Here is a 20,433-nt window from a genome sequence, read left to right as displayed (position 1 = left end):
GGGTGCCGGCCTTCGGTCTTACTTGGTCCAGTGCTGGGCCACGATGTCGGTGGCCTGCTTCTCCCACTGGGCGTAGGCGTCGGGGTAGGCGGAGACCTGGACGGTCTGCGCGGCCTCGGTCAGCGGCATCTTGTCCCAGCCGTCGACCTGCTTCAGGCCCTTGAGGAAGGCCAGGGTGGAGTACTCGGGGTCGGTGATCTGCTCCGGCGTGCCCCAACCGCTCGACGGGCGCTGCTGGAACAGGCCCAGCGAGTCGTGGTCGTTGCGGTCGCCGAGGTGGCCCAGGTTCTCCAGCTTCGACTCCTGCAGGCTGGTGGCGATCGAGATGACCGCGGCCCGCTCGGGCAGGCCGGCCTTCTTCGTCGCGGCGATGATCGCCTTGGCGTTGGCGGTCTGCTCGTCGTTCAGAGTGATGCGGGACTGCTCACCCTGCACGCTGGCAACCGCGACGGGCTTACCGGCGGCGGCGTGGGCGGGGGTGTCGGCGTGGGCGGCGACCGGACCGGCGAACACACCACCGGTGAAGGCCAGACCAGCAATACCGAGAACGCTCTTACGCAGGATCGTGTTCATGACGGGGGCTCCATTCGGGGGTCAACACACCGGGGGGTGTGGGCACCGTCAGGCGCTCGAAAAGTCTTGGGGGATCCGGCTTGCCCGTCGGGCTCGGAGGCAGTGTGGCGGGGGCCGGATTCCGGCAGCTCGCGGGGCGAGGGGCCTCGTCGCGGCGCCGGGATGATGTGTAACGACCGGCGGCCGGCCGTCATTCCCCGGGGGCGGGGGTGGCGGCTCGGGGGTGTTCGCCTGCTCGGTCGTTCACCCGTCTACAACGCCGCCCAGCCTGCGGCGATTCCGCGCCCAGGGTGCCGCCCACCACCACCGAACCGGACAACCACCCGCACTCCACGCAGACGGGTGACGTCCACGGGTGCATCCGGACACCCGCGACGTTCCACCCAGCGGCCGACAACGCGGCCAGTGGAACGCCATGGGTTCATCCCGGCCGCGGAGACACCCATGACGTTCCACCCAGCGCCCGCCAGCCCCGTCGGTGGAACGCCATGGGTGCATCCCGCCGCGGAGACACCCATCACGCTCCATCCAGCGCCCGCCAGCCCCATCGGTGGAACACCGTGGGTGCATCCCGGCCCCAGCAGACGCCCACCCCGTTCCACCCACCGCCCGCCAACGAGCGCTACGCCCGCCCAACCTCAGACCCACCCCGCACACCGGACGCCCGCCCGAGCAGGCCGCAGCAGCCCTAGCAGCCCGCGACGATCGCCGACAGTTTCGTTCGCGGCGAACAACGACTGCCCGAAGACCGCTTCGAAGCTCTCCGAGAGCGAGGCGGACAGCGAGGAGGTGGGGGCACGAAACGGGTGAGCAGGCGCGACGCGGACACGGAGCAATGCGACGCGAAAGGGGCGACGAGGCAGGAGACCACGGGCAGCGCGGCCCGACCCGCCGTGGCCGGAGTCGGTCAGGTGACGGGGTGAGGAGCCGCGACGGTCACGGCTCGAACTTGTAGCCCAGGCCCCGGACGGTGACGATGTAGCGCGGCGCGGACGGCTCCGGCTCGATCTTGGAGCGCAGCCGCTTCACGTGTACGTCCAGCGTCTTGGTGTCGCCCACGTAGTCGGCGCCCCAGACCCGGTCGATGAGCTGGCCACGGGTGAGCACCCGGCCGGCGTTGCGCAGGAGCAGCTCCAGCAGCTCGAACTCCTTGAGCGGGAGCTGCACCCCGGCGCCGTCGACGGTCACCACGTGCCGCTCGATGTCCATCCGTACCGGGCCCGCGGCCAGGGTCGGCGCGCCCGTCTCGTTGGCCTCGGTGCTCTGCCGGCGCAGCACCGCGCGGATCCGCGCGACCAGCTCACGGGGCGAGTACGGCTTGGTCACGTAGTCGTCGGCGCCGATCTCCAGGCCGACCACCTTGTCGATCTCGCTGTCCCGGGCGGTGACCATGATGATCGGGACGTGCGACCGCTGGCGGAGCTGACGGCAGACCTCGGTGCCGGACATCTCCGGCAGCATCAGGTCGAGCAGCACGATGTCGGCGCCGGTCCGGTCGAACTCGGTGAGGGCGGAGGGACCCGTCGCGGCGACGGAGACCTCGAACCCCTCCTTGCGGAGCATGTAGGACAGGGCGTCGGAGAACGATTCCTCGTCCTCGACCACCAGTACGCGGCTCAACGGGTGTTTCCTTTCCTGTGGTCAGACCTGCCGGAGCTCGGCCGGGCCGGCCTCGATCCCAGCGGAGGCGAGTGTCGCCTCCAGGTCGTCCGGGGGGCGGGCAGGCAGCCGGAGGGTGAACGTCGACCCCCCACCAAGGGTGCTCGACACATCCACCCGACCGCCATGGTTGCTGGCGATGTGTTTGACGATGGCCAGCCCCAGGCCGGTGCCGCCGGTCGCCCGGGAGCGGGCCTGGTCGGCCCGGTAGAAGCGTTCGAAGATCCGGTCGACCTCGTTCGGGGCGATGCCGATGCCCTGGTCCGCGACGGCGACCTCGACGTACTCGTCGGTGCCCCGCACGGTGACCCGGACCGTGGTGTCCTCGGCCGAGTAGGTGATCGCGTTCTCCACCAGGTTCGCCACCGCGGTCGCGAGTTGGCTGTCGCTGCCGTACGCGGTCAGGCCCCGCTGCCCGTCCACGACGATCTCCACCCGGCGGGCGGTGGCCGCGGTGCGGGTGCGGTCGATCACCTCGGCGAGCACCCAGTCCAGCGAGACCGGTTCGGGGGCGGGCTGCGGCTCGGCGCCCTGGAGCCGGGTCAGCTCCAGCAGCTCCTGCACCAGCCGGCCGAGCCGGGTGGACTCGTGCTGGATCCGCTCGGCGAACCGCCGCGCGGCGACCAGGTCCTCGGAGAGGTCGGGCGCGCCGTCGCCGGCCGGTTCGGTGGCGTCCACCAACGCCTCGGCGAGCAGTTGGAGGGCGCCGATCGGGGTCTTCAGCTCGTGGCTGACGTTGGCCACGAAGTCCCGGCGCACCCGGGCCAGGCGGTGCGACTCGGTGACGTCGACCGCCTCGATCGAGATGTAACCGGCGCCCAGTCCCATGGCCCGCAGGTGCACGCCGAGCGGGTTGACCCCGGAGCTGTCGCGGCCCCGGGGCAGGTCCAGCTCGATCTCGCGACGCACGCCCGTGCGGCGCACCTGCCCGGCGAGGGTACGGATCAACGGGTGCGCCGCGATCGAGCCAGGTGTCGCCCCGGTGCGCAGCAGCCCCATCGCGCGGGCGGCCGGGTTCACGAGCACCGGCACGTCGTCCGGGTCGAGCACCACCACGCCGGCGCGCAACGAGTCGATCGTCTTGCGGCCGAGCCCGGAGAGGCCCCCCTGCTGGTCGTCCGGAATCGTCGGCCTCCCTGCGTCACGGCGGGAGGTCCCGCCGCCCCGCGACGCCCGGCGGCGTCGCCATTCCCCGACGGGCTCGGACAGCAGCGACCCGGCGACCAGCCCGGTCACCAGCGCCACGGCCACCGCGATGGCCACCGCCCATTCCACCCGGCGATCGTAGGGTCATTGTTAACCCGGGGATCGGGCACAAAGGGACGAACCACTCTCGCTTCCGGGAAAGTTCACCTGCGGGTCCCGCGTCGTTCATCCGCGTTCACCCTGGTGCCGGCCGTCCGGCCTACCGTGGGGCGCGCACCTGCTCACGCCGTAGCCGCTCCCGGCGACGGCAACCGACCCCAGGAAGTGACGATGCGCGACGAGTTCCGGGCCGACCTGCAGATTGTCAGCCAACTGCTGGTGGACATGGCCGAGGCGGTGCGCGCGGCCATGCGGCAGGCCACCAGGGGGCTGCTCACCGCCGACCGCGCCGCGGCCGAGACGGTGATCGCGCGGGACGCCGAGATCGACGACCTCTACCGGCACGTGGAGGAGCGGGTCTGCGACCTGCTCGCCCGTCAGGCGCCGGTCGCCTCCGACCTGCGCGCGATGATCACCGCCCTGCACGTGGCCGCCGACCTGGAGCGGATGGGCGACCTGGCCGACCACGTGGCCAAGACCGCGCTGCGCCGGCACCCCTCGCCGGCGGTCCCGGCCGAGCTGCGGCCGGTCTTCACCGACATGGCCGGCATCGCCGACCGGATGGCCGAGAAGATCGGCGCGGTGCTGGCCAAGCCCGACGCCGACGTGGCGGCGGAGCTGGACCGGGACGACGACGCGATGGACGACCTGCACAAGAGCCTGTTCGGCGTGCTGCTCGGCGACGACTGGCCGTACGGCGTGGAGACCGCCATCGACGCGACCCTGCTGGGCCGCTTCTACGAGCGTTTCGCCGACCACGCGGTGAACGCCGGCGAGCACGTGGTCTACCTGATCACCGGTTCGCCGTCCAGCTGACCCCGGCCCCCGTGCAAGGAAGGGCCCCTTCTTAACAGCCCAGTGTTAAGAAGGGGCCCTTCCTATACCGCAGACGTTAATAAGGGGCCCTTCCTTACACCCTCAGCGGCCCTGGTTGGCGACTGCGGCGGCGGCGTCCTTCGCGGCCTCCGGGTCGAGGTACGTCCCGCCGAGCACCTGCGGGCGCAGGTCCGCGTCCAGGTCGTAGCGCAGCGGGATGCCGGTGGGGATGTTCAGCTTGGCGATCGCGTCGTCGGAGATCTGGTCGAGGTGCTTGACCAGCGCCCGCAGCGAGTTGCCGTGCGCCGCCACCAGCACGGTCCGGCCGGCCAGGATGTCCGGCACGATCGAGTCGTACCAGTAGGGCAGCATCCGGTCGACGACGTCCTTGAGGCACTCCGTCCGGGGCATCAGCTCGGTCGGCAGCAACGCGTACCGGGGGTCGCCGACCTGCGACCACTCGTCGTTGTCGTCGATCGGGGGCGGCGGCGTGTCGTACGACCGGCGCCAGAGCATGAACTGCTCCTCGCCGTACTCGTCCAGGGTCTGCTTCTTGTTCTTGCCCTGGAGTGCGCCGTAGTGGCGCTCGTTGAGCCGCCACGACCGGCGCACCGCGATCCAGTGCCGGTCGGCGGCGTTCAGCGCCAGCTCGGCGGTGCGGATCGCCCGGCGCAGCAGGCTGGTGTGCACCACGTCCGGCAGCAGGTCGTGCTCGCGGAGCAGCTCGCCGCCGCGCCGCGCCTCGGTCTCGCCCTTGGCGGTCAGGTCGACGTCGACCCAGCCGGTGAAGAGGTTCTTGGCGTTCCAGTCGCTCTCGCCGTGCCGCAGCAGGACCAGCGTCCCGATGGTGGGCCCTTCGCTCGCAGTCATGCGGATCATCCTGCCGTACCGGCCCGGCGGACACGCGGGGACCGGTGGTGACGACCACCACGTGGAAATGCGGATGACCGGCGTTCCGGGGCGGGACTAGGTTGTAAGGCATCCGGCAGAGGTCGGTCATTACCGAGCGGGGGGCGTCGGCATGCGGACGGTGCGGGGCTGGTTCCAGGAGACGGCGGGCGGCCTGCCACGGACGTTCTGGTACCTCGGGACCGGCACCCTGATCAACCGGCTCGGCTCGTTCATCCTGGTCTTCCTCGCCATCTACCTGACCCAGGAGCGCGACTTCTCCGCCTCGCAGGCGGGTCTGGTGATCGGGCTCTGGGGCGTCGGCGGCGCGGTCGGCACCACCGTCGGCGGCACGCTGACCGACCGCTGGGGCCGCCGGCCCACGCTGCTGACCGCGCACCTCGGCGCGGCCACCATGATGGTCGCGCTGGGCCTGGCCCGGCCACTCTGGGCGGTGGCCGTGGGCGCGTTGCTGCTCGGCACGTTCGCCGAGGCGGCCCGCCCGGCCTTCGGCGCCATGATGGTCGACGTGGTGCCGGAGAAGGACCGGCTGCGGGCCTTCTCGCTGAACTACTGGGCGATCAACCTCGGCTTCGCCTGCGCCGCCGTCCTCGCCGGCTTCGCCGCCCAGGCCGGCTACCTGCTGCTCTTCCTGGTGGACGCGACCACGACGGTGGTCACCGCGCTGATCATCTTCACCCGGGTGCGGGAGACCCGGACCACGCCGACCGGCCCCGTCGTCAAGGGCGCCCCCGCGCCCGCCGGCGCGCTGCGGACCATCCTCGCCGACCGGGTCTTCCTCGGCTTCGTGGCGCTCAACCTGCTCGCCGCGCTGGTGTTCCTCCAGCACATCTCGATGCTGCCGATCGCGATGGGCGACTCCGGGCTCAGCCCCGCCACCTACGGCTCGGTGATCGCGCTCAACGGCGTACTCATCGTGGTCGGCCAACTATTCGTGCCCCGGCTCATCAAGGGCCGGAGCCGCTCGCACGTGCTGGCGCTCGCGGCGCTGGTGATGGGCGTCGGGTTCGGGCTCACCGCGTTCGCCGACACGGTCTGGCTCTACGGCCTGACCGTGCTGATCTGGACGCTCGGCGAGATGCTCAACTCGCCGTCCAACGCCACGCTCATCGCGGAGCTGTCACCGGCCGCGCTGCGCGGCCGCTACCAGGGCGTCTTCTCCCTCTCCTGGCAGCTCGCCGGCGCCGCCGCGCCGATCCTCGGCGGCCTGGTGCGCGAGCACGCCGGCAACAGCGCGCTCTGGCTCGGCTGCGCCGGCATCGGCGTCGTGGCGGCGGTCGCCCACCTGGTCTCCGGCCCGGCCCGGGAGCGGCGCGCGGCCCGGCTGCGCGCCGTCGGCACGACGGTGACGCCGGTCACCGCCACCCGCACCCCGGCGCCGGAGGCGGCCGAGGCCGCGGCCACCTCGCCCGCCGAGCCGGTTCGGGTCGGCTCCTGAGTACGCCCCCGCGTGCCGGCCGCCGGACCGGCGGATACGGTACGCGGGGGCATCGGTAAGGAAACCTTCCTGGAGGACGGGTGCGCGGCCTGCGGCGCTGGTGGGACGACACGGCCGGCGGCCTGCCCGCCACCTTCTGGTACCTCTGGTCCGGCCTGCTGATCAACCGGGCCGGCGCGTTCGCGCTGCTGTTCCTCTCGCTCTACCTGACCGCCGCGCGGGGCGCCTCGCCGTCGCTGGCCGGGCTGGTGGTCGGCGCGTACGGCATCGGGGGCGCGGCCGGCACACTGCTCGGCGGGGTGCTCGCGGACCGGTGGGGCCGGCGGGCCACGCTGCTCGCCGCGCACCTCACGGCGGCCGGCCTGATGGCGGCGCTGGCGTTCAGCCGGCACCTCGCGGTCATCGCCGTGCTCGCCGCCCTGGTCGGGGTGGCGCACTCGATGCCCAGCCCGGCGTTCGTGGCGGCCATCGTGGACGTGGTGCCGGAGGCCCGCCGGTCCCGCGCCTTCAACCTCCAGTTCTGGGCGTTCAACCTCGGCATGGCGGTGGCGTCGCTGCTGGCCGGGGTGCTCGCCGAGGCGAGTTTCCTGGCGCTGTTCCTGGTCGACGCCGGGGCCACCCTGGCGGCGGCCGTGGTGATCGCGCTGAAGGTGCCGGAGACGTTGACCCGCCGGCCGGCGGTCACTCCGCGCGCGGTGGTGGGGCGGCGTCCCGGGCTGCACACCGCGCTGACCGACCGCACCTTCCTCACCTTCGTCGGGCTGACCTTCCTGCTGGCCGTGCTGACCATGCAGACGTCGACCATCATGCCGCTGGCGATGCGCGCGGACGGTCTGCGTCCGTCGGCGTACGGGCTGGTGGTGGCGTTGGGCGGGGCGCTGATCGTGGCCGGGCAGCTCTTCGTCCCCCGGCTGATCGAGCCGTACCGCAGGTCGACCGTGCTGGCGGTCTCCACCGGGCTGATGGCGCTCGGGTTCGGCACGCTGACCGTCGCCGACGGGCTGCCGCTCTACCTCGGCGCGGCGGTGGTCTGGACGGTCGGGCAGATGCTCGCCGCGCCGCCGAACGCGCAGATCAACGCGGACCTGGCCCCGCCCGAGCTACGGGCCCGCTACCAGTCGGTGTTCTACCTGACGTTCCCGGCGGCGTCGTTCGTGGCGCCGGCGCTCGGCGGGCTGAGCCTGGAACACCTCGGCGAGCGGCACTGGCTGGTGGTGGGCGGGTTGGGCCTGGTCGCCGCGGCCGGGCACCTGCTCGCCGGGCCGCCTCGGGAGCGCCGGGTCGCGGCGCTGCGGGCGGCGACGCGGCACCCGGTCCGCGCCGCGCGCTGAACCGGGCTCAGGAACGGCCGAGCGCCCACCCCGACCCCCGTCGAGATGGGCGCTCGTACCGTACGCCCGGCGGCGGCGGGCGACACTCACCCCCGTAAGCGTCGCCCGCTCGCGCCGCCGGTTCCACGGGCGGCACCGTCCCCCAACGGTGTGCTCCACCCGATCTTCGCGTCTCGCCTGCGCGGATCTGATCGATCCGCCGCTCCCCCGAACGAAAACAAGCGTGACGCGGTGCAATAAAGTTAGTTCGACCGGATTCCGGATTCAACCCAGATCGCTGTCTCGCCCGTCACAGCACGCGTGTCGGCTATCCGGCTGTCAGTGCTCCGGTCTCTGGGATGGCCAGCACGGGGTTCCCGGCGACCATTCCCGCAAACCTCAGCCGTCCTCACGATTCGGGTTCTCGGTACGGAAGAAGTTGCTCTGCCGACCGTCCCGCATCTGCTCCTGGTAGATCAGGTTCAGCCGCCGTGAGTCGAACGTCCGGAACCAGTCGTCCCAGGTGACCTCCCGGATCCGGCTGCTCTCCCGGTAGCCGGGGATGTTGAACGTCAGCACCCCGGGCCGGTCGCCGCGCTCGGTCCCGGCGATGGTCGCCGGTTTCGCCCCCCGGGCCCGCGCCCACCGCTGGATCACCTCGTGATTGCGGGTGACCAGGCTCCGGCCGGGACGCTCCGGACGGTCCGCGAGCGAGGTGATGAGCTGCGAGGACCCGATCGACCGACTGGACGCCGGCCCGAGCCTCGGCGCGGCCTGCGCCCGCGCGGATGCGGCCTTCCGCGCCGGGGCCGCCTTGGCCCGCGACGGAGCAGCCTTCGCCCGCGAAGGAGCAGCCTTCGCCCCGGAGGGCGAGGCCGTCGCGCGGGCCGACGACGCCTTGCGCGCCGGGGCGGCCTTCGCCCGCGAGGCGGTCGCCTTCGCGCGCGCCGGGGCCGCCCTGCGCGTACCGGTCGCCTTGGCCCGGGCGCCGGTGGCGCGGGCGGCCGGCGCGGACTTGGCCGGAGACGTGGCCTTCCGGCGGGCCGCCGTCTTCTTCTTCGCGGCGGCGGTCTTCTTCGCCGCCGTGGTCTTCTTCGCCGCCGGGCGACCGGCCGGGCCGGTGCTCCGCCGGGCCGCGCCGCCCCGACCCTCCGACCGCATTGTCCGGGCCAGGGTCTTCACCAGCTCCGGCTTGCGCAGCGCGGAGGTCCCGGAGACCCCCCGCCGGCGGAGCTGGTTCCGGATGTCGTCGACCTTCATCCGGGAGATGTCGGACTCCGACACCCTCGGGGTGTTCGGCGTCTGGTTACCGGGTTGCCGCTTGGTCCGGGTCGCGGTCGTGCCGCGACCTGAGCTGTTGCGCTGAGCCATGGGACACGCTCCTCGACAGTCCGTCCTCGGCTCGCGGTGGGTCCCCACACACACTCCGCACCGCGCGGTGCGGCATACCCGTCAGGAGGACTCCGAACCTCCGGCGGCCGAGCCGGCCGGCGTCGAGGGCTCGAAGAGGTGGGCGAACGCGGCCAGGTTGGCGGTCGACTCGCCCCGCTTCACCCGCCACTCCCACTCCCGTCGGATGGCGGTGCCGAACCCGATCTCCAGCATGCTGTCGAACGACTCGTCGGCGTAGGTCAGCACCGAGCCGAAGAGCCGGTCCAGCTCGTCGGCGTCGAGCCCGGCCAGGTTGACCCGGCCGGTCAGGTAGACGTCGCCGACCGTGTCGATGGAGAACGAGACGCCGTACATCCGCGCGTTGCGCTGCAACAGCCAGGCCCACAGCTCCTCGCGCCGCTCGTCGGGCTGGCGCATCACGAACGCCTCGATCCGCAGCGCGTGCTCACCGACGATCAGGTTGCAGATCGTCTTGAGCTTGTGCGTGCCGGGCAGGGTCACCGCGTACGACGCCTCGCCGGTGGCTTCCCACTCCAGCTCCCGCTCGGCACAGACGGCCTCGATCAGCGCGGCGACCTCACTTCTGCGGCTCATCGCACCCACTCTACGGTCGCCCGCCCCGCCCCGCCCGACGGCGACGGGTCACCAGGAACAGGTGAGGGCCGGGTCACCGAGCCGGCCGGCCAGCCGGGCCCGGTGCTCGGTGATCGCCTCCCCGTAGACCGCGAGCAGCCCGGAGACGGTCCGCTGCCAGGAGAAGGCGCGGGCGTGCCGCTCGGCGCCCCGGGCCAGCGAGGCGCGACGCAGCCGGTCGGGCAGCAGGCGGGCCAGCGCCCGCGCCCAGTCGACCGGGTCGTGCCCGTCGATGAGCATCCCGCTGACCCCGTCGCGTACGGCGGTGACCAGCCCGCCCACGGCGGCGGCCAGCACCGGCGTGCCACACGCCTGGGCCTCCAGCGCGACCAGCCCGAAGGACTCGTTGTGCGACGGCACGGCGACCAGGTCGGCGGCGCGGTAGAGATCGGGCAGGCGGTCGCCGGTCTGCGGCGGAAGGAAGCGCACCCGGTCGGCGACGCCCAACGAGTGGGCCAGCTCCATCAGGGCGGTCGGCCGGTCCAGGCCGCTGCCGCTCGGGCCGCCGCAGATCACCACGGTCACCTCGTCGGCCAGCGCGGGCTCCCGCTCGCGCAGCGCGGCCACCGCGCGGACCAGCACGTCCGGCGCCTTGAGCGGCTGGATCCGGCCGACGAACGCCACCACGTGCCCGTCGGTCGGCAGGCCGAGGCGGCGGCGGGCGGCGCGGGTCGCGGCCTCCCGGTCACCGGCGGCGGGACGGAACCGGTCCAGGTCCACGCCCGGCTCCACCACGGCCACCCGGCCGGGCTCGGCGGCGTACCGGTCGAGCAGGTCACGGGCCTCCACCCGGGTGTTGGCGACCAGCCGGTCGGCCTCGGTGACCACCTGCTCCTCACCGATCACCCGGGCCTTCGGCTCGGGTCGGTCCCCGACGGCGAGCCGGGCGTTCTTGACCTTGGCCAGGGTGTGCGCGGTGTGCACCAGCGGCACGCCCCAGCGCTCCTTGGCCAGCCAGCCGACCTGGCCGGAGAGCCAGTAGTGCGAGTGGATCAGGTCGTAGTGGCCGGGCGGTCGGGCCGCCTCGGCCCGCAGCACACCGGCGGTGAACGCGCAGAGCTGACCGGGCAGCTCCTCCTTGGTCAGCCCCTCCAGCGGCCCGGCGGTGACGTGCCGGACGGTCACCCCGGGCGCCATCTCCACCACCGGGGGCAGGTCGCCGGAGGTGGCCCGGGTGAAGATCTCCACCTCGACGTCGGCCTCGGCCAGTCGTCGGGCGACCTCCAGGATGTAGACGTTCATCCCGCCCGCGTCGCCCGTGCCCGGCTGGTGCAGCGGCGAGGTGTGCACCGAGAGGGTGGCGATGCGGCGCGGCCGGGGCCACGGCAGGGCACCTCGCTGACGACCGACACCGGTGTGCAACTCCGCCACGTCCGCTCCCTCTGTCACGGTTGATGCCGTCCCGCACGACCGGCGCTTCTCGGTCAACCCGTACGCCGGATGTCATCTTCCCCATCGGGGTTCGGAAATGCCTGCGGCGGGTTCCCCGGCGTGACGGACCTCATCACGGCGGGCAGCGGGGCGGCGGGAGAGAATGTCCGGATGACCTCAGTCGCCATCGTCACCGGAGCGTCCAGCGGGATCGGGGCGGCCACCGCCCGCCGCCTGGCCGCCGAGGGTTTCCACGTGCTCGCCGCCGCGCGGCGTACCGACCGGCTGGCCGCGCTGGTCGCCGAGATCGAGGCGGCCGGCGGCGCCGCCACCGCGGTGGCGTGCGACGTGACCTCGGACGAGTCCGTCGCCGGCCTGGCCGCCGCCGCCGACGCCGCGCCCGGGCCGGTCACCCTGCTGGTGAACAACGCCGGCGGCGCGCGCGGCCTGGACCCGGTCGAGACCGCCGACGTGCGCGACTGGCAGTGGATGTACGACGTCAACGTGCTCGGCACGCTGCGGGTCACCAAGGCGCTGCTGCCCGCGCTGGAACGGTCCGGCGCGGGCACCGTGGTGATCGTCAGCTCCACCGCCGGCCACGTCGTCTACGAGGGCGGCGGCGGCTACACGGCCGCGAAGCACGCGCAGACGGCGGTCGCCGGCACGCTGCGGCTGGAGCTGTGCGGCCGGCCGGTCCGGGTGGTCGAGATCGACCCGGGCATGGTGCGGACCGAGGAGTTCGGCCTGGTCCGGTTCGGCGGGGACGCGGACCGCGCCGAGGCGGTCTACGCCGGCGTCGCCGAACCGCTGGTCGCCGACGACGTGGCCGACTGCGTCGCCTGGTGCGCCACCCGGCCGCATCACGTCAACATCGACCAACTCGTGGTGCGCCCGCTGGCCCAGGCCGCCCAGCACAAGGTGCACCGGACGTCCTGACCGTGGAACCGCGCCGGCCGCTCGGGGTGGTCACCCGGGGCACGACGAATCCGAACCGGCTCCGGCGGGTGGACAACTGGATCGTCGAGACCTGCGGGGACGCGCTGCGCGCCGCCGCCGACCCGCTCGTGGTGGACCTGGGCTACGGCGCCACCCCGGTCACCCCGCTCGAACTGCGGGCCCGGCTCGCCGCCCGGGTCCGCGCGGACGTGCGGGTGGTCGGGCTGGAGATCGATCCGGTACGCGTGGCCGCCGCCGAACCGGCCGCGGACCCGCCCGGGCTCACGTTCGCCCGGGGCGGCTTCGAGCTGGCCGGGTTGCGCCCGGCGTTGGTGCGGGCCTTCAACGTGCTGCGCCAGTACGACGAGAGCGAGGTGGCCGACGCCTGGCGGACGGTCACCGGACGGCTGGCACCGGGCGGGCTGCTGGTCGAGGGGACCTGCGACGAACCGGGTCGGCTCGGCGCGTGGGTGCTGCTCGACGCGGCCGGCCCGCGCACGCTCACGCTGGCCGCGAAGCTGACCGCGCTGGAGAGCCCGGCGACGCTGGCCGAGCGGCTGCCGAAGGCGTTGATCCACCGCAACGTGCCCGGTGAGCGCATCCACGACCTGCTCGACGCGCTGGAACAGGCCTGGCGCTCCGCCGCCGGCTACGCCCCCTTCGGCCCCCGGCAGCGCTGGCTGCGCGCCGTGGCGACGGTGCAGGAGTCGGGCTGGCCGGTCCAGGACGGCCCCCGGTCCTGGCGCCACGGCTACCTCACCCTCCCCTGGTCCACCGTCGCCCCGTCCTGACCGCCCCTCCCCCGTCGATCTCGCGGTTGCGCCCCTCGAAACGAGCCGGTCGGCATTGATTCACGGGCCCCGACGTACGGCTTACAGCTCACGGGTGACGCGTCACGGCTCCCGCCTCACAGCTCCCGGCTCACGGCTCCCGCCTCACGGGCACGGACCACGGGATCACCCGGTCACGGGGGCACCCGGTCACGGGGGCACGGGGGCACCCGGTCACGGGGGCACGGGGGCACCCGGTCACGGGGGCACGGGGGCACGGGTCCAGGGATCGCGCCATCCGGGTCACCGGTCACCGGTCACCGGGTCACCGGGTCACCGGGTCACCGGGTCACCGGGTCACCGGGTCACCGGGTCACCGGTCAACAGGTCAACAGGTCAATGGGTCACGGCTGGGAGATCTTGGTACGGAAAGGCCCCTCCAGGGGCATTTTCGTACCAAGATCTCTCCGCGTCCCACGAAGTAGAACACCAATCCCAAGACGCGGACTTCCACCTCCTGTTTCGGCGATCTTGGAGTTGTGGCACCTCCGACAACGGTTCAAAACCGGCACACCATGGCACCACAACTCCAAGATCGCCGAGAGCCGAGAGCCGAGAGGGGAGGGAGGGCGGAAGGGAGGCAGGGGCGGTCAGATGGTGCAGTTGACGAGGACGGGCTCGGGGTGCAGGGGGACGCCGAACCGGGCGTGGACGCCGTCGCGGATCTCGCGGGCCAGGGACACCAGGGCGGCGGTGCTGGCCGCGCCGGAGCGGTTCGTCAGCGCCAACGTGTGCTTGCCGGAGATGGCGACACCCTCCGGGCCGGCGTACCCCTTGCCGAAGCCGGCCTTGTCGATCAGCCAGGCGGCGCTGACCTTCACCACGTCGCCCGCGCCGGGCCAGTGCGGCGGCTCGCCGAGGTCGGCCGCGCGCTCCCGGAGCAGCTCGTACGCCTCGCGCTCCAGCACCGGGTTGGTGAAGAACGAGCCCACCGACCAGGTGTCCGGGTCGGCCGCGTCGAGCACCATGCCCTTGCCCGCCCGCAGCCGGCGCACGGTGGCCCGGGCGTCGGCCAGCGGAACCCGGTCGCCCACCTCGACGCCGAGCGCCCGGGCCAGCTCGGCGTAGCGAACCGGCCCGGAGAGCGGCGAGCGGGTGAGCCGGAAGTCGACCGAGAGCACGACCCAGCGGTCGCTGTACTTGAAGATGCTGCCCCGGTAGGAGAACCCGCAGTCCGCCGCCGCCATCCGCACCACCTCGTGGTGCGTGCGGTCGTACGCCTCGACGGCGACGATCGTCTCGGCCACCTCCTGGCCGTACGCGCCGACGTTCTGGATCGGGGTCGCGCCGGCCGAGCCGGGGATGCCGGAGAGGCACTCGAGGCCGGACCAGCCGCGCTCGACGGTGGCCGCGACCAGGTCGTCCCAGGGCTCGCCGGCGGCGACGCGTACCGTGACGGTCTCGCCCTCCTCGGCGACGACCCGGAACCCGCGTGAGCGGACGAGCACGACGGTGCCCGGGAAGCCCTGGTCGCCGATCACCACGTTGCTGCCGCCGGCGAGCACCAGCACGGCCTCCTCGCGGGCCTCGGCCTCGCGCACCTTCCGCACGATCTCGTCGGCGTCGGTGGCGATCTCCAGCCGGCCGGCCGGACCGCCGAGGCGTAGCGTGGTGTAACGCGCCAGGGTGGCCGGATCGGTCGGGCCGGCGGCGGTCGTCGGTTCGGCGTAGACGTCTGACACGCCTTTCACCCTAGGCTGAGGGGTAGCCGCGGCACCCACTGGTGGCCCGGTCACCCCCGGGAGGATGGCGATGAGCAGACTGCACCACACGAAGGACTTCTGGATCGGCGCGCTGCGGACGGAGGGTCCGGCCTTCGCCGCGGCGGTGTCGGAGGCGCCTCCCGAGACACCGGTGCTGTCCTGTCCCGGCTGGACGGTCACCGATCTCGCCCACCACCTGACCAGGACCTACGTCTGGGCGGGCACGGTGCTGACCGCCGGTTCCACCTCCCGGCCGGAGCGGCGCGACCCGGAGCCGCCGGCCGGTCTGACCCCGGCCCAGTGGTACGTCCAGGAGTACGAGCGCCTGAACGCGCTCTTCGACGCGCTGGACCCGGAGGCGCCGGCCTGGAACTTCGCGCCCCAGCCGAAGAAGGCCGGTTTCTGGCCGCGCCGGATGGCGCACGAGACGGCGGTGCACCGGTGGGACGCCCAGCTGGCCATCGCGGCGGGTGAGCCGATCGAGGCCAAGCTCGCCGCCGACGGGGTGAGCGAGGTGCTCGACACCTGGCTGCCGGCCGGCCGGCGGACCCGACCGGGCCAGTGGCACGGCGTGGTGCAGCTGACCGCGACGGACGCCGCGCAGGAGTGGTACCTGCGGCTGCGTGGCGAGGGGATCGCGCTGCTGGACACCGCGACGATCCTGGACCACGACGACCACCGGGCCCGCGCCCAGGTCACCGGCACCGCCAGCGACCTGCTGCTGGCGCTGATGGGCCGGGTCAGCTTCGACACGTTGGGGGTGGCCGGCGACCGCGGCCTGCTGGACGGCCTGCGGGTGGGCTGACACAGCACCCGATACCGGGCGGAGAGGGGCGGTCATCGCCCCTCTCCGCTTTTTTCGGACGCTCTGAGAGCGCTCTCTTGACAGGATGGGGGCCACCCAGCACGCTGTCGTGAGAGCGCTCTCTTAGTACCGGAACCGCCTTCCACCACCCGTTACGACCCCGAGAGGTCAGGACAGCATGCTCACCTTCACGCGCCGTCGACTGGCGGCGGTGGCCCTGGTCGCCGCCACCGCACTGCTCGGCACCACCGGCTGCGGCGGCGGCGACGAGGCCGCCTCCGACGGGCCGATCACCCTCACCGTCGACACCTTCGGCCAGCTCGGCTACGCGGATCTCTACCAGGAGTACATGGCCAGCCACCCCGACGTGAAGATCGTCGAGCGGGGCACCGGCAGCAACCTCGACGAGTACTCGCCCAAGCTCACCCAGTGGCTCGCCGCGGGCAAGGGCGCCGGCGACATCGTGGCCATCGAGGAGGGGCTGCTGGTCGAGTACAAGGCCAACCCGCAGAACTTCGTCAACCTGCTCGACCACGGCGCGGGCGAGCTGAAGGGCAACTTCCTGGACTGGAAGTGGAACCAGGGCCTCACCGCCGACGGCAAGCAGCTCATCGGCCTCGGCACCGACGTCGGCGGCATGGCCATGTGCTACCGCAAGGACCTGTTCGCCAAGGCCGGGCTGCCCACCGACCGGGAGGCCGTGTCCAAGCTCTGGCCCACCTGGCAGGACTACATCAGGGTCGGCGAGCAGTTCACCGCGAAGAAGACCGGCGCCGCGTTCCTCGACGCCGCGACGAACACGTTCAACACCATCCTGCTCCAGAACGCCGGCAACACCACCGGCTACAGCTACTACGACACCAGCAACAACCTGGTCGTGGGCAGCAACCCGGCGGTACGCCAGGCGTACGACACCACGATGGACATCATCGACTCCGGCCTCTCCGGCAAGTACGGCTCCTGGTCGGAGGAGTGGGTCTCCGCCTTCAAGCAGTCGAAGTTCGCCACCATCGCCTGCCCGGCCTGGATGACCGGGGTGATCGAGGGCAACGCCGGCCCGGCCGCCAAGGGCAAGTGGGACATCGCCCAGATCCCCGGCAACGGCGGCAACTGGGGCGGCTCGTTCCTCGCCGTGCCGAAGCAGAGCAAGCACCAGGCCGAGGCGATCGAGCTGGCCAAGTTCCTGACCAGCGCCAAGGGTCAGATCGGCGCGTTCAAGGCGAAGGGCCCGCTGCCCTCGTCGCCGCAGGCGCTGGCCGACCCGGCGATCCTCGACTCGAAGAACGCCTACTTCTCCGAGGCCCCGGTCGGCAAGATCTTCGCCGAGGGCGCCAAGAGCCTGAAGCCGGTCTACATGGGCCCGAAGAACCAGGCCGTCCGCACCGAGGTGGAGAACGCCGTGCGCACCGTGGAGCTGGGCAAGCGCTCCCCGCAGCAGGGCTGGACCGACGCGGTCGCCAACGCCGAGAAGGCCGCCGCCAAGTAACCCGAGCAGCGCGTGCGGGCGGTCCCGGTGACGGGTGCCGCCCGCACGGCGGAAAGGAGTCCCGGGTCATGGCCGTCCAGCTCGACGCCCGCCCGCCGGTCGCACCGGCACCCCGACACAGCCGTCCCGCACGGGGCGCCCGGCTCAGCCGGTTCGACACGAAATACTCGCCCTACCTCTACATCGCCCCGTTCTTCCTGCTCTTCGGCGTCTTCGGGGCCTACCCGCTGGCGTACACGTTCTGGGTCTCGCTGCACGACTGGGACCTGCTCGGCGCCGAGCACCCGTTCATCGGGTTCGACAACTACAGCCAGCTGCTCGCCGACCCGGACTTCTGGCACTCGGTGGTCAACACGCTGGGCATCTTCGTCATCTCCACCGTCCCGCAGCTGCTGGCCGCGCTCTGGCTGGCCAACCTGCTCAACCGACAGCTGCGCGCCCGCACCACCTGGCGGATGGCGGTGCTGGTCCCGAACGTCACCTCGACCGCCGCGGTGGCGATCGTCTTCGCGGTGCTCTTCGGTCGCGACTTCGGCATGATCAACTGGCTGCTCGACCATGTCGGCGTGAGCGCGATCGACTGGAAGGCGAACAGGTTCGCCGCCTGGGTCGCCATCTCCACCATGGTCGACTGGCGGTGGACCGGCTACAACGCGCTGATCTTCCTGGCCGCCATGCAGGCCATCCCGCGCGACCTGTACGAGTCGGCGTCGATCGACGGCGCCGGCCGGGCCCGGCAGTTCTGGTCCATCACCGTGCCGCTGCTCAAGCCGACGATCGTCTTCGCGGTCATCATCTCCACCATCGGCGGCCTCCAGCTCTTCACCGAGCCCCGGATGTTCAACTCCGGCACCAACGCGATCCGCGGCGGGCCGCTGCGCGAGTCGCAGACGGTGACCATGTACATGTTCGAGAACGCCTTCGCCCCGCACTACAACTTCGGCTACGGCTCGGCCATCGCCTGGCTGCTCTTCGCGCTGATCGCGATCGTCGCGGCGATCAACGTGCTGCTCCTGCGCCGGCTCGGCGGCGGCTCCCGCAAGGAGGTCTCCCGATGAACCGCCTCTGGTCGGCCAGCCGACTCACCTACCTGGCGCTGACCATCTCCGCGCTGCTGTCGATCTTCCCGATCTACTGGATGTTCGTGGTGGCCAGCCGCACCAGCGACGCGATGGGGCAGGTGCCGCCACCGCTCACCCCCGGCGGCAACCTCGGCGCCAACATCGCCCGGCTGTTCGACAACACCGACGCCTACTTCCTCACCGGCCTGATCAACTCGACGATCGTGGCCGTCACGGTGACCGTCTCGGTGGTCTTCTTCTCCACCCTGGCCGGGTTCGCGTTCGCCAAGCTGCGCTTCCGTGGCCGCAACGCGCTGCTGCTGGCGATCATCGCCACCATGATGGTCCCCACCCAGCTCGGCGTCATCCCGCTCTACCTGCTGATGACGAAGCTCAACTGGAACGACCGGCTGCCCGCCGTGATCGTGCCCGCGCTGGTCACCGGCTTCGGCGTGTTCATGATGCGCCAGTACGCCGGCCAGGCGGTCAGCACCGAGCTGATCGAGGCGGCCCGGATGGACGGCTGCAACACCGCGCGGATCTACTGGAACGTGGTGCTGCCCGCGCTGCGCCCGGCCGCCGCCGTGCTCGGCCTGCTCACGTTCATGACCACCTGGAACGACTTCCTCTGGCCCTACGCCGTGCTCAACGACCCGGAGAACCCGACCGTGCAGCTGTCGCTGCGGGCCCTCTCCGACGGCTACTACCAGGACATGTCGCAGGTGTTCACCGGCACGGCCATCGCCACGCTGCCGCTGCTGCTGGTGTTCGTCGTCTTCGGCCGCCAGATCATCGGCGGCATCATGGAAGGTGCGGTGAAGGCATGACGGGTCTCCGTTTCCCCGAGGGGTTCGTCTGGGGGGCGGCCACCGCCGCGTACCAGATCGAAGGCGCCGCCCGCGAGGACGGTCGCGGCCCGTCCGTCTGGGACACCTTCAGCCGTACGCCGGGGGCGGTGTTCCAGGGCCACACCGGCGACGTGGCCTGCGACCACTACCACCGGTACGCCGACGACGTCGCGCTGATGGCCGAGCTGGGGCTGCGGGCGTACCGGTTCTCGGTCGCCTGGCCGCGCGTGCGGCCGGACGGTACCGGCCCGGTCGAGCCGCGCGGCCTGGACTTCTACGACCGGCTCACCGACACGCTGCTGGACGCCGGCATCGACCCGATCGTCACGCTCTACCACTGGGACCTGCCGCAGGGGCTGGAGGACCGGGGCGGGTGGACCGTCCGGGAGACCGCCGAGCACTTCGCCGACTACGCGGTCGCCGTGCACCAGCGGCTCGGCGACCGGATCCGCACCTGGACCACGCTCAACGAGCCGTGGTGCTCGGCCTACCTCGGCTACGGCAACGGGGTGCACGCCCCGGGGCGGCGGGACGCCGGGGACGCGTTCCGGGCCGTACACCATCTGCTGCTCGGCCACGGCCTGGCGGCGCGGGCGCTGCGCGCGGCCGGCGCGGAGACGCTCGGGATCACGCTCAACCTGGCCGACGTGCAGCCGGCGGACGCCGGCAACGCCGCGGACGCCGACGCAGTCCGGCTGGTCGACGGCCTGCACAACCGGATCTTCCTCGATCCGCTCACCGGCGCCGGCTACCCGGAGGACGTGCTGGCGCACGTGAGTCGGATCGTCCCGACCGACTTCGTCCGGGACGGCGACGAGAAGATGATCGCCGCGCCGCTGGACCTGCTCGGCCTGAACTACTACTCGCCCACCTACGTGGCCGGCCGGGCGGACGGCGGCGGCAGCGACGCGTACCCGGGCACCGCCGGGTCGGTCGAGTTCCTGCCGGCGACCGGGTCGCTCACCGACATGGGCTGGTCGATCGAGCCGGCCGGACTGACGCGACTGCTGGAGCGGGTGGCGGCCGACCACCCCGGGCTGCCGCTGATGATCACCGAGAACGGCGGCGCATTCCCCGACTCGGCCCGGGACGAGTCGGGCCGGGTGGCCGACACCGACCGCACCGCCTACCTCGACGGGCACCTGCGCGCGGCGCACGCCGCCATCGCCCGCGGGGTCGACCTGCGCGGCTATCTCGTATGGTCGTTGCTGGACAACTTCGAATGGGCCGAGGGTTACCGGAAGCGCTTCGGGATCGTCCACGTCGACTACCTGACCCAGCGGCGCACACCCAAGCAGAGTGCCCGCTGGTACCAGGAGGTGATCGCCCGGAACGGGCTGTGACGAGGTGGTGGTAAC

Annotated in this window: 18 protein-coding genes; 10 read left to right on the top strand and 8 right to left on the bottom strand. The window is 72.3% G+C overall.

Going from position 1 to position 20,433, the window contains the following annotated elements:
- Positions 1 to 18: 18 nt before the first annotated feature.
- The 3 genes from CO540_RS22435 to CO540_RS22425 all read right to left on the bottom strand — a co-directional run bounded on the left by CO540_RS22435 (position 19) and on the right by CO540_RS22425 (position 3,507).
- Entirely contained in the window at positions 19 to 573 is a 555-nt protein-coding gene (locus CO540_RS22435; protein WP_099163538.1) for a hypothetical protein, read from the bottom strand.
- Positions 574 to 1,509: 936 nt separating this feature from the next.
- Entirely contained in the window at positions 1,510 to 2,193 is a 684-nt protein-coding gene (locus CO540_RS22430) for a response regulator transcription factor (RefSeq protein ID WP_099163537.1), read from the bottom strand.
- Positions 2,194 to 2,214: 21 nt separating this feature from the next.
- On the bottom strand, positions 2,215 to 3,507 hold the full coding sequence (locus CO540_RS22425; RefSeq protein WP_172967910.1) for a cell wall metabolism sensor histidine kinase WalK: 1,293 nt from the start codon (positions 3,505 to 3,507) through the stop codon (positions 2,215 to 2,217).
- 201 nt (positions 3,508 to 3,708) lie between these two features.
- Between CO540_RS22425 and phoU the strand changes: the two genes are divergently transcribed.
- A complete protein-coding gene (phoU, locus tag CO540_RS22420; protein ID WP_091569299.1) occupies positions 3,709 to 4,353 on the top strand; it encodes a phosphate signaling complex protein PhoU in 645 nt (214 codons plus the stop codon).
- A gap of 102 nt (positions 4,354 to 4,455) precedes the next feature.
- Here the strand turns inward: phoU and CO540_RS22415 are convergent, their stop codons facing one another.
- A complete protein-coding gene (locus tag CO540_RS22415) occupies positions 4,456 to 5,223 on the bottom strand; it encodes a phosphoglyceromutase (protein ID WP_091569294.1) in 768 nt (255 codons plus the stop codon).
- A gap of 151 nt (positions 5,224 to 5,374) precedes the next feature.
- Between CO540_RS22415 and CO540_RS22410 the strand changes: the two genes are divergently transcribed.
- Both CO540_RS22410 and CO540_RS22405 read left to right on the top strand, forming a co-directional pair.
- Entirely contained in the window at positions 5,375 to 6,700 is a 1,326-nt protein-coding gene (locus CO540_RS22410) for an MFS transporter (protein ID WP_099163536.1), read from the top strand.
- A gap of 80 nt (positions 6,701 to 6,780) precedes the next feature.
- On the top strand, positions 6,781 to 8,031 hold the full coding sequence (locus tag CO540_RS22405; protein ID WP_099163535.1) for an MFS transporter: 1,251 nt from the start codon (positions 6,781 to 6,783) through the stop codon (positions 8,029 to 8,031).
- A 378-nt stretch (positions 8,032 to 8,409) separates the two neighbouring features.
- Here CO540_RS22405 and CO540_RS22400 read toward each other — a convergent pair whose 3' ends face one another.
- The 3 genes from CO540_RS22400 to mshA all read right to left on the bottom strand — a co-directional run bounded on the left by CO540_RS22400 (position 8,410) and on the right by mshA (position 11,406).
- The gene (locus CO540_RS22400; protein WP_099163534.1) at positions 8,410 to 9,381 is read right to left on the bottom strand and encodes a hypothetical protein; all 972 of its coding nucleotides are present in this window, start codon (positions 9,379 to 9,381) and stop codon (positions 8,410 to 8,412) included.
- Positions 9,382 to 9,462: 81 nt separating this feature from the next.
- Positions 9,463 to 9,996 (bottom strand): YbjN domain-containing protein, encoded by a 534-nt coding sequence (locus tag CO540_RS22395; protein WP_091569278.1) that lies wholly within the window; start codon positions 9,994 to 9,996, stop codon positions 9,463 to 9,465.
- A gap of 48 nt (positions 9,997 to 10,044) precedes the next feature.
- Complete coding sequence (gene mshA / locus CO540_RS22390; protein ID WP_091569275.1) at positions 10,045 to 11,406, bottom strand: D-inositol-3-phosphate glycosyltransferase; 1,362 nt, start codon at positions 11,404 to 11,406, stop codon at positions 10,045 to 10,047.
- A gap of 171 nt (positions 11,407 to 11,577) precedes the next feature.
- Between mshA and CO540_RS22385 the strand changes: the two genes are divergently transcribed.
- A complete protein-coding gene (locus tag CO540_RS22385; RefSeq protein WP_091569269.1) occupies positions 11,578 to 12,342 on the top strand; it encodes an SDR family NAD(P)-dependent oxidoreductase in 765 nt (254 codons plus the stop codon).
- A 2-nt stretch (positions 12,343 to 12,344) separates the two neighbouring features.
- On the top strand, positions 12,345 to 13,133 hold the full coding sequence (locus CO540_RS22380) for an SAM-dependent methyltransferase (protein WP_099163533.1): 789 nt from the start codon (positions 12,345 to 12,347) through the stop codon (positions 13,131 to 13,133).
- Between the two features lie 629 nt (positions 13,134 to 13,762).
- Here the strand turns inward: CO540_RS22380 and CO540_RS22375 are convergent.
- Complete coding sequence (locus CO540_RS22375) at positions 13,763 to 14,854, bottom strand: UDP-N-acetylmuramate dehydrogenase (RefSeq protein ID WP_099163532.1); 1,092 nt, start codon at positions 14,852 to 14,854, stop codon at positions 13,763 to 13,765.
- A gap of 70 nt (positions 14,855 to 14,924) precedes the next feature.
- On the opposite strand from CO540_RS22375, the gene CO540_RS22370 reads away from it, so the two are divergent.
- From CO540_RS22370 to CO540_RS22350, 5 genes are all read left to right on the top strand, one after another.
- On the top strand, positions 14,925 to 15,680 hold the full coding sequence (locus tag CO540_RS22370; protein ID WP_099164896.1) for a maleylpyruvate isomerase family mycothiol-dependent enzyme: 756 nt from the start codon (positions 14,925 to 14,927) through the stop codon (positions 15,678 to 15,680).
- A gap of 178 nt (positions 15,681 to 15,858) precedes the next feature.
- Positions 15,859 to 17,166 (top strand): ABC transporter substrate-binding protein, encoded by a 1,308-nt coding sequence (locus CO540_RS22365; RefSeq protein WP_099163531.1) that lies wholly within the window; start codon positions 15,859 to 15,861, stop codon positions 17,164 to 17,166.
- 68 nt (positions 17,167 to 17,234) lie between these two features.
- Complete coding sequence (locus CO540_RS22360; RefSeq protein ID WP_099163530.1) at positions 17,235 to 18,224, top strand: carbohydrate ABC transporter permease; 990 nt, start codon at positions 17,235 to 17,237, stop codon at positions 18,222 to 18,224.
- Positions 18,221 to 19,054, top strand: coding sequence for a carbohydrate ABC transporter permease (locus CO540_RS22355; protein ID WP_091569244.1), 834 nt, complete (start codon positions 18,221 to 18,223; stop codon positions 19,052 to 19,054). The genes CO540_RS22360 and CO540_RS22355 overlap by 4 nt, the downstream gene beginning before the upstream one ends.
- On the top strand, positions 19,051 to 20,418 hold the full coding sequence (locus CO540_RS22350; RefSeq protein ID WP_099163529.1) for a GH1 family beta-glucosidase: 1,368 nt from the start codon (positions 19,051 to 19,053) through the stop codon (positions 20,416 to 20,418). Before CO540_RS22355 ends, CO540_RS22350 begins: the two co-directional genes overlap by 4 nt.
- Positions 20,419 to 20,433 lie beyond the last annotated feature (15 nt).

The organism is Micromonospora sp. WMMA2032, assembly GCF_002688545.1.
GTDB classification, from domain to species: domain Bacteria; phylum Actinomycetota; class Actinomycetes; order Mycobacteriales; family Micromonosporaceae; genus Micromonospora; species Micromonospora sediminicola.
This window is presented reverse-complemented; position numbering and strand designations above follow the sequence as displayed.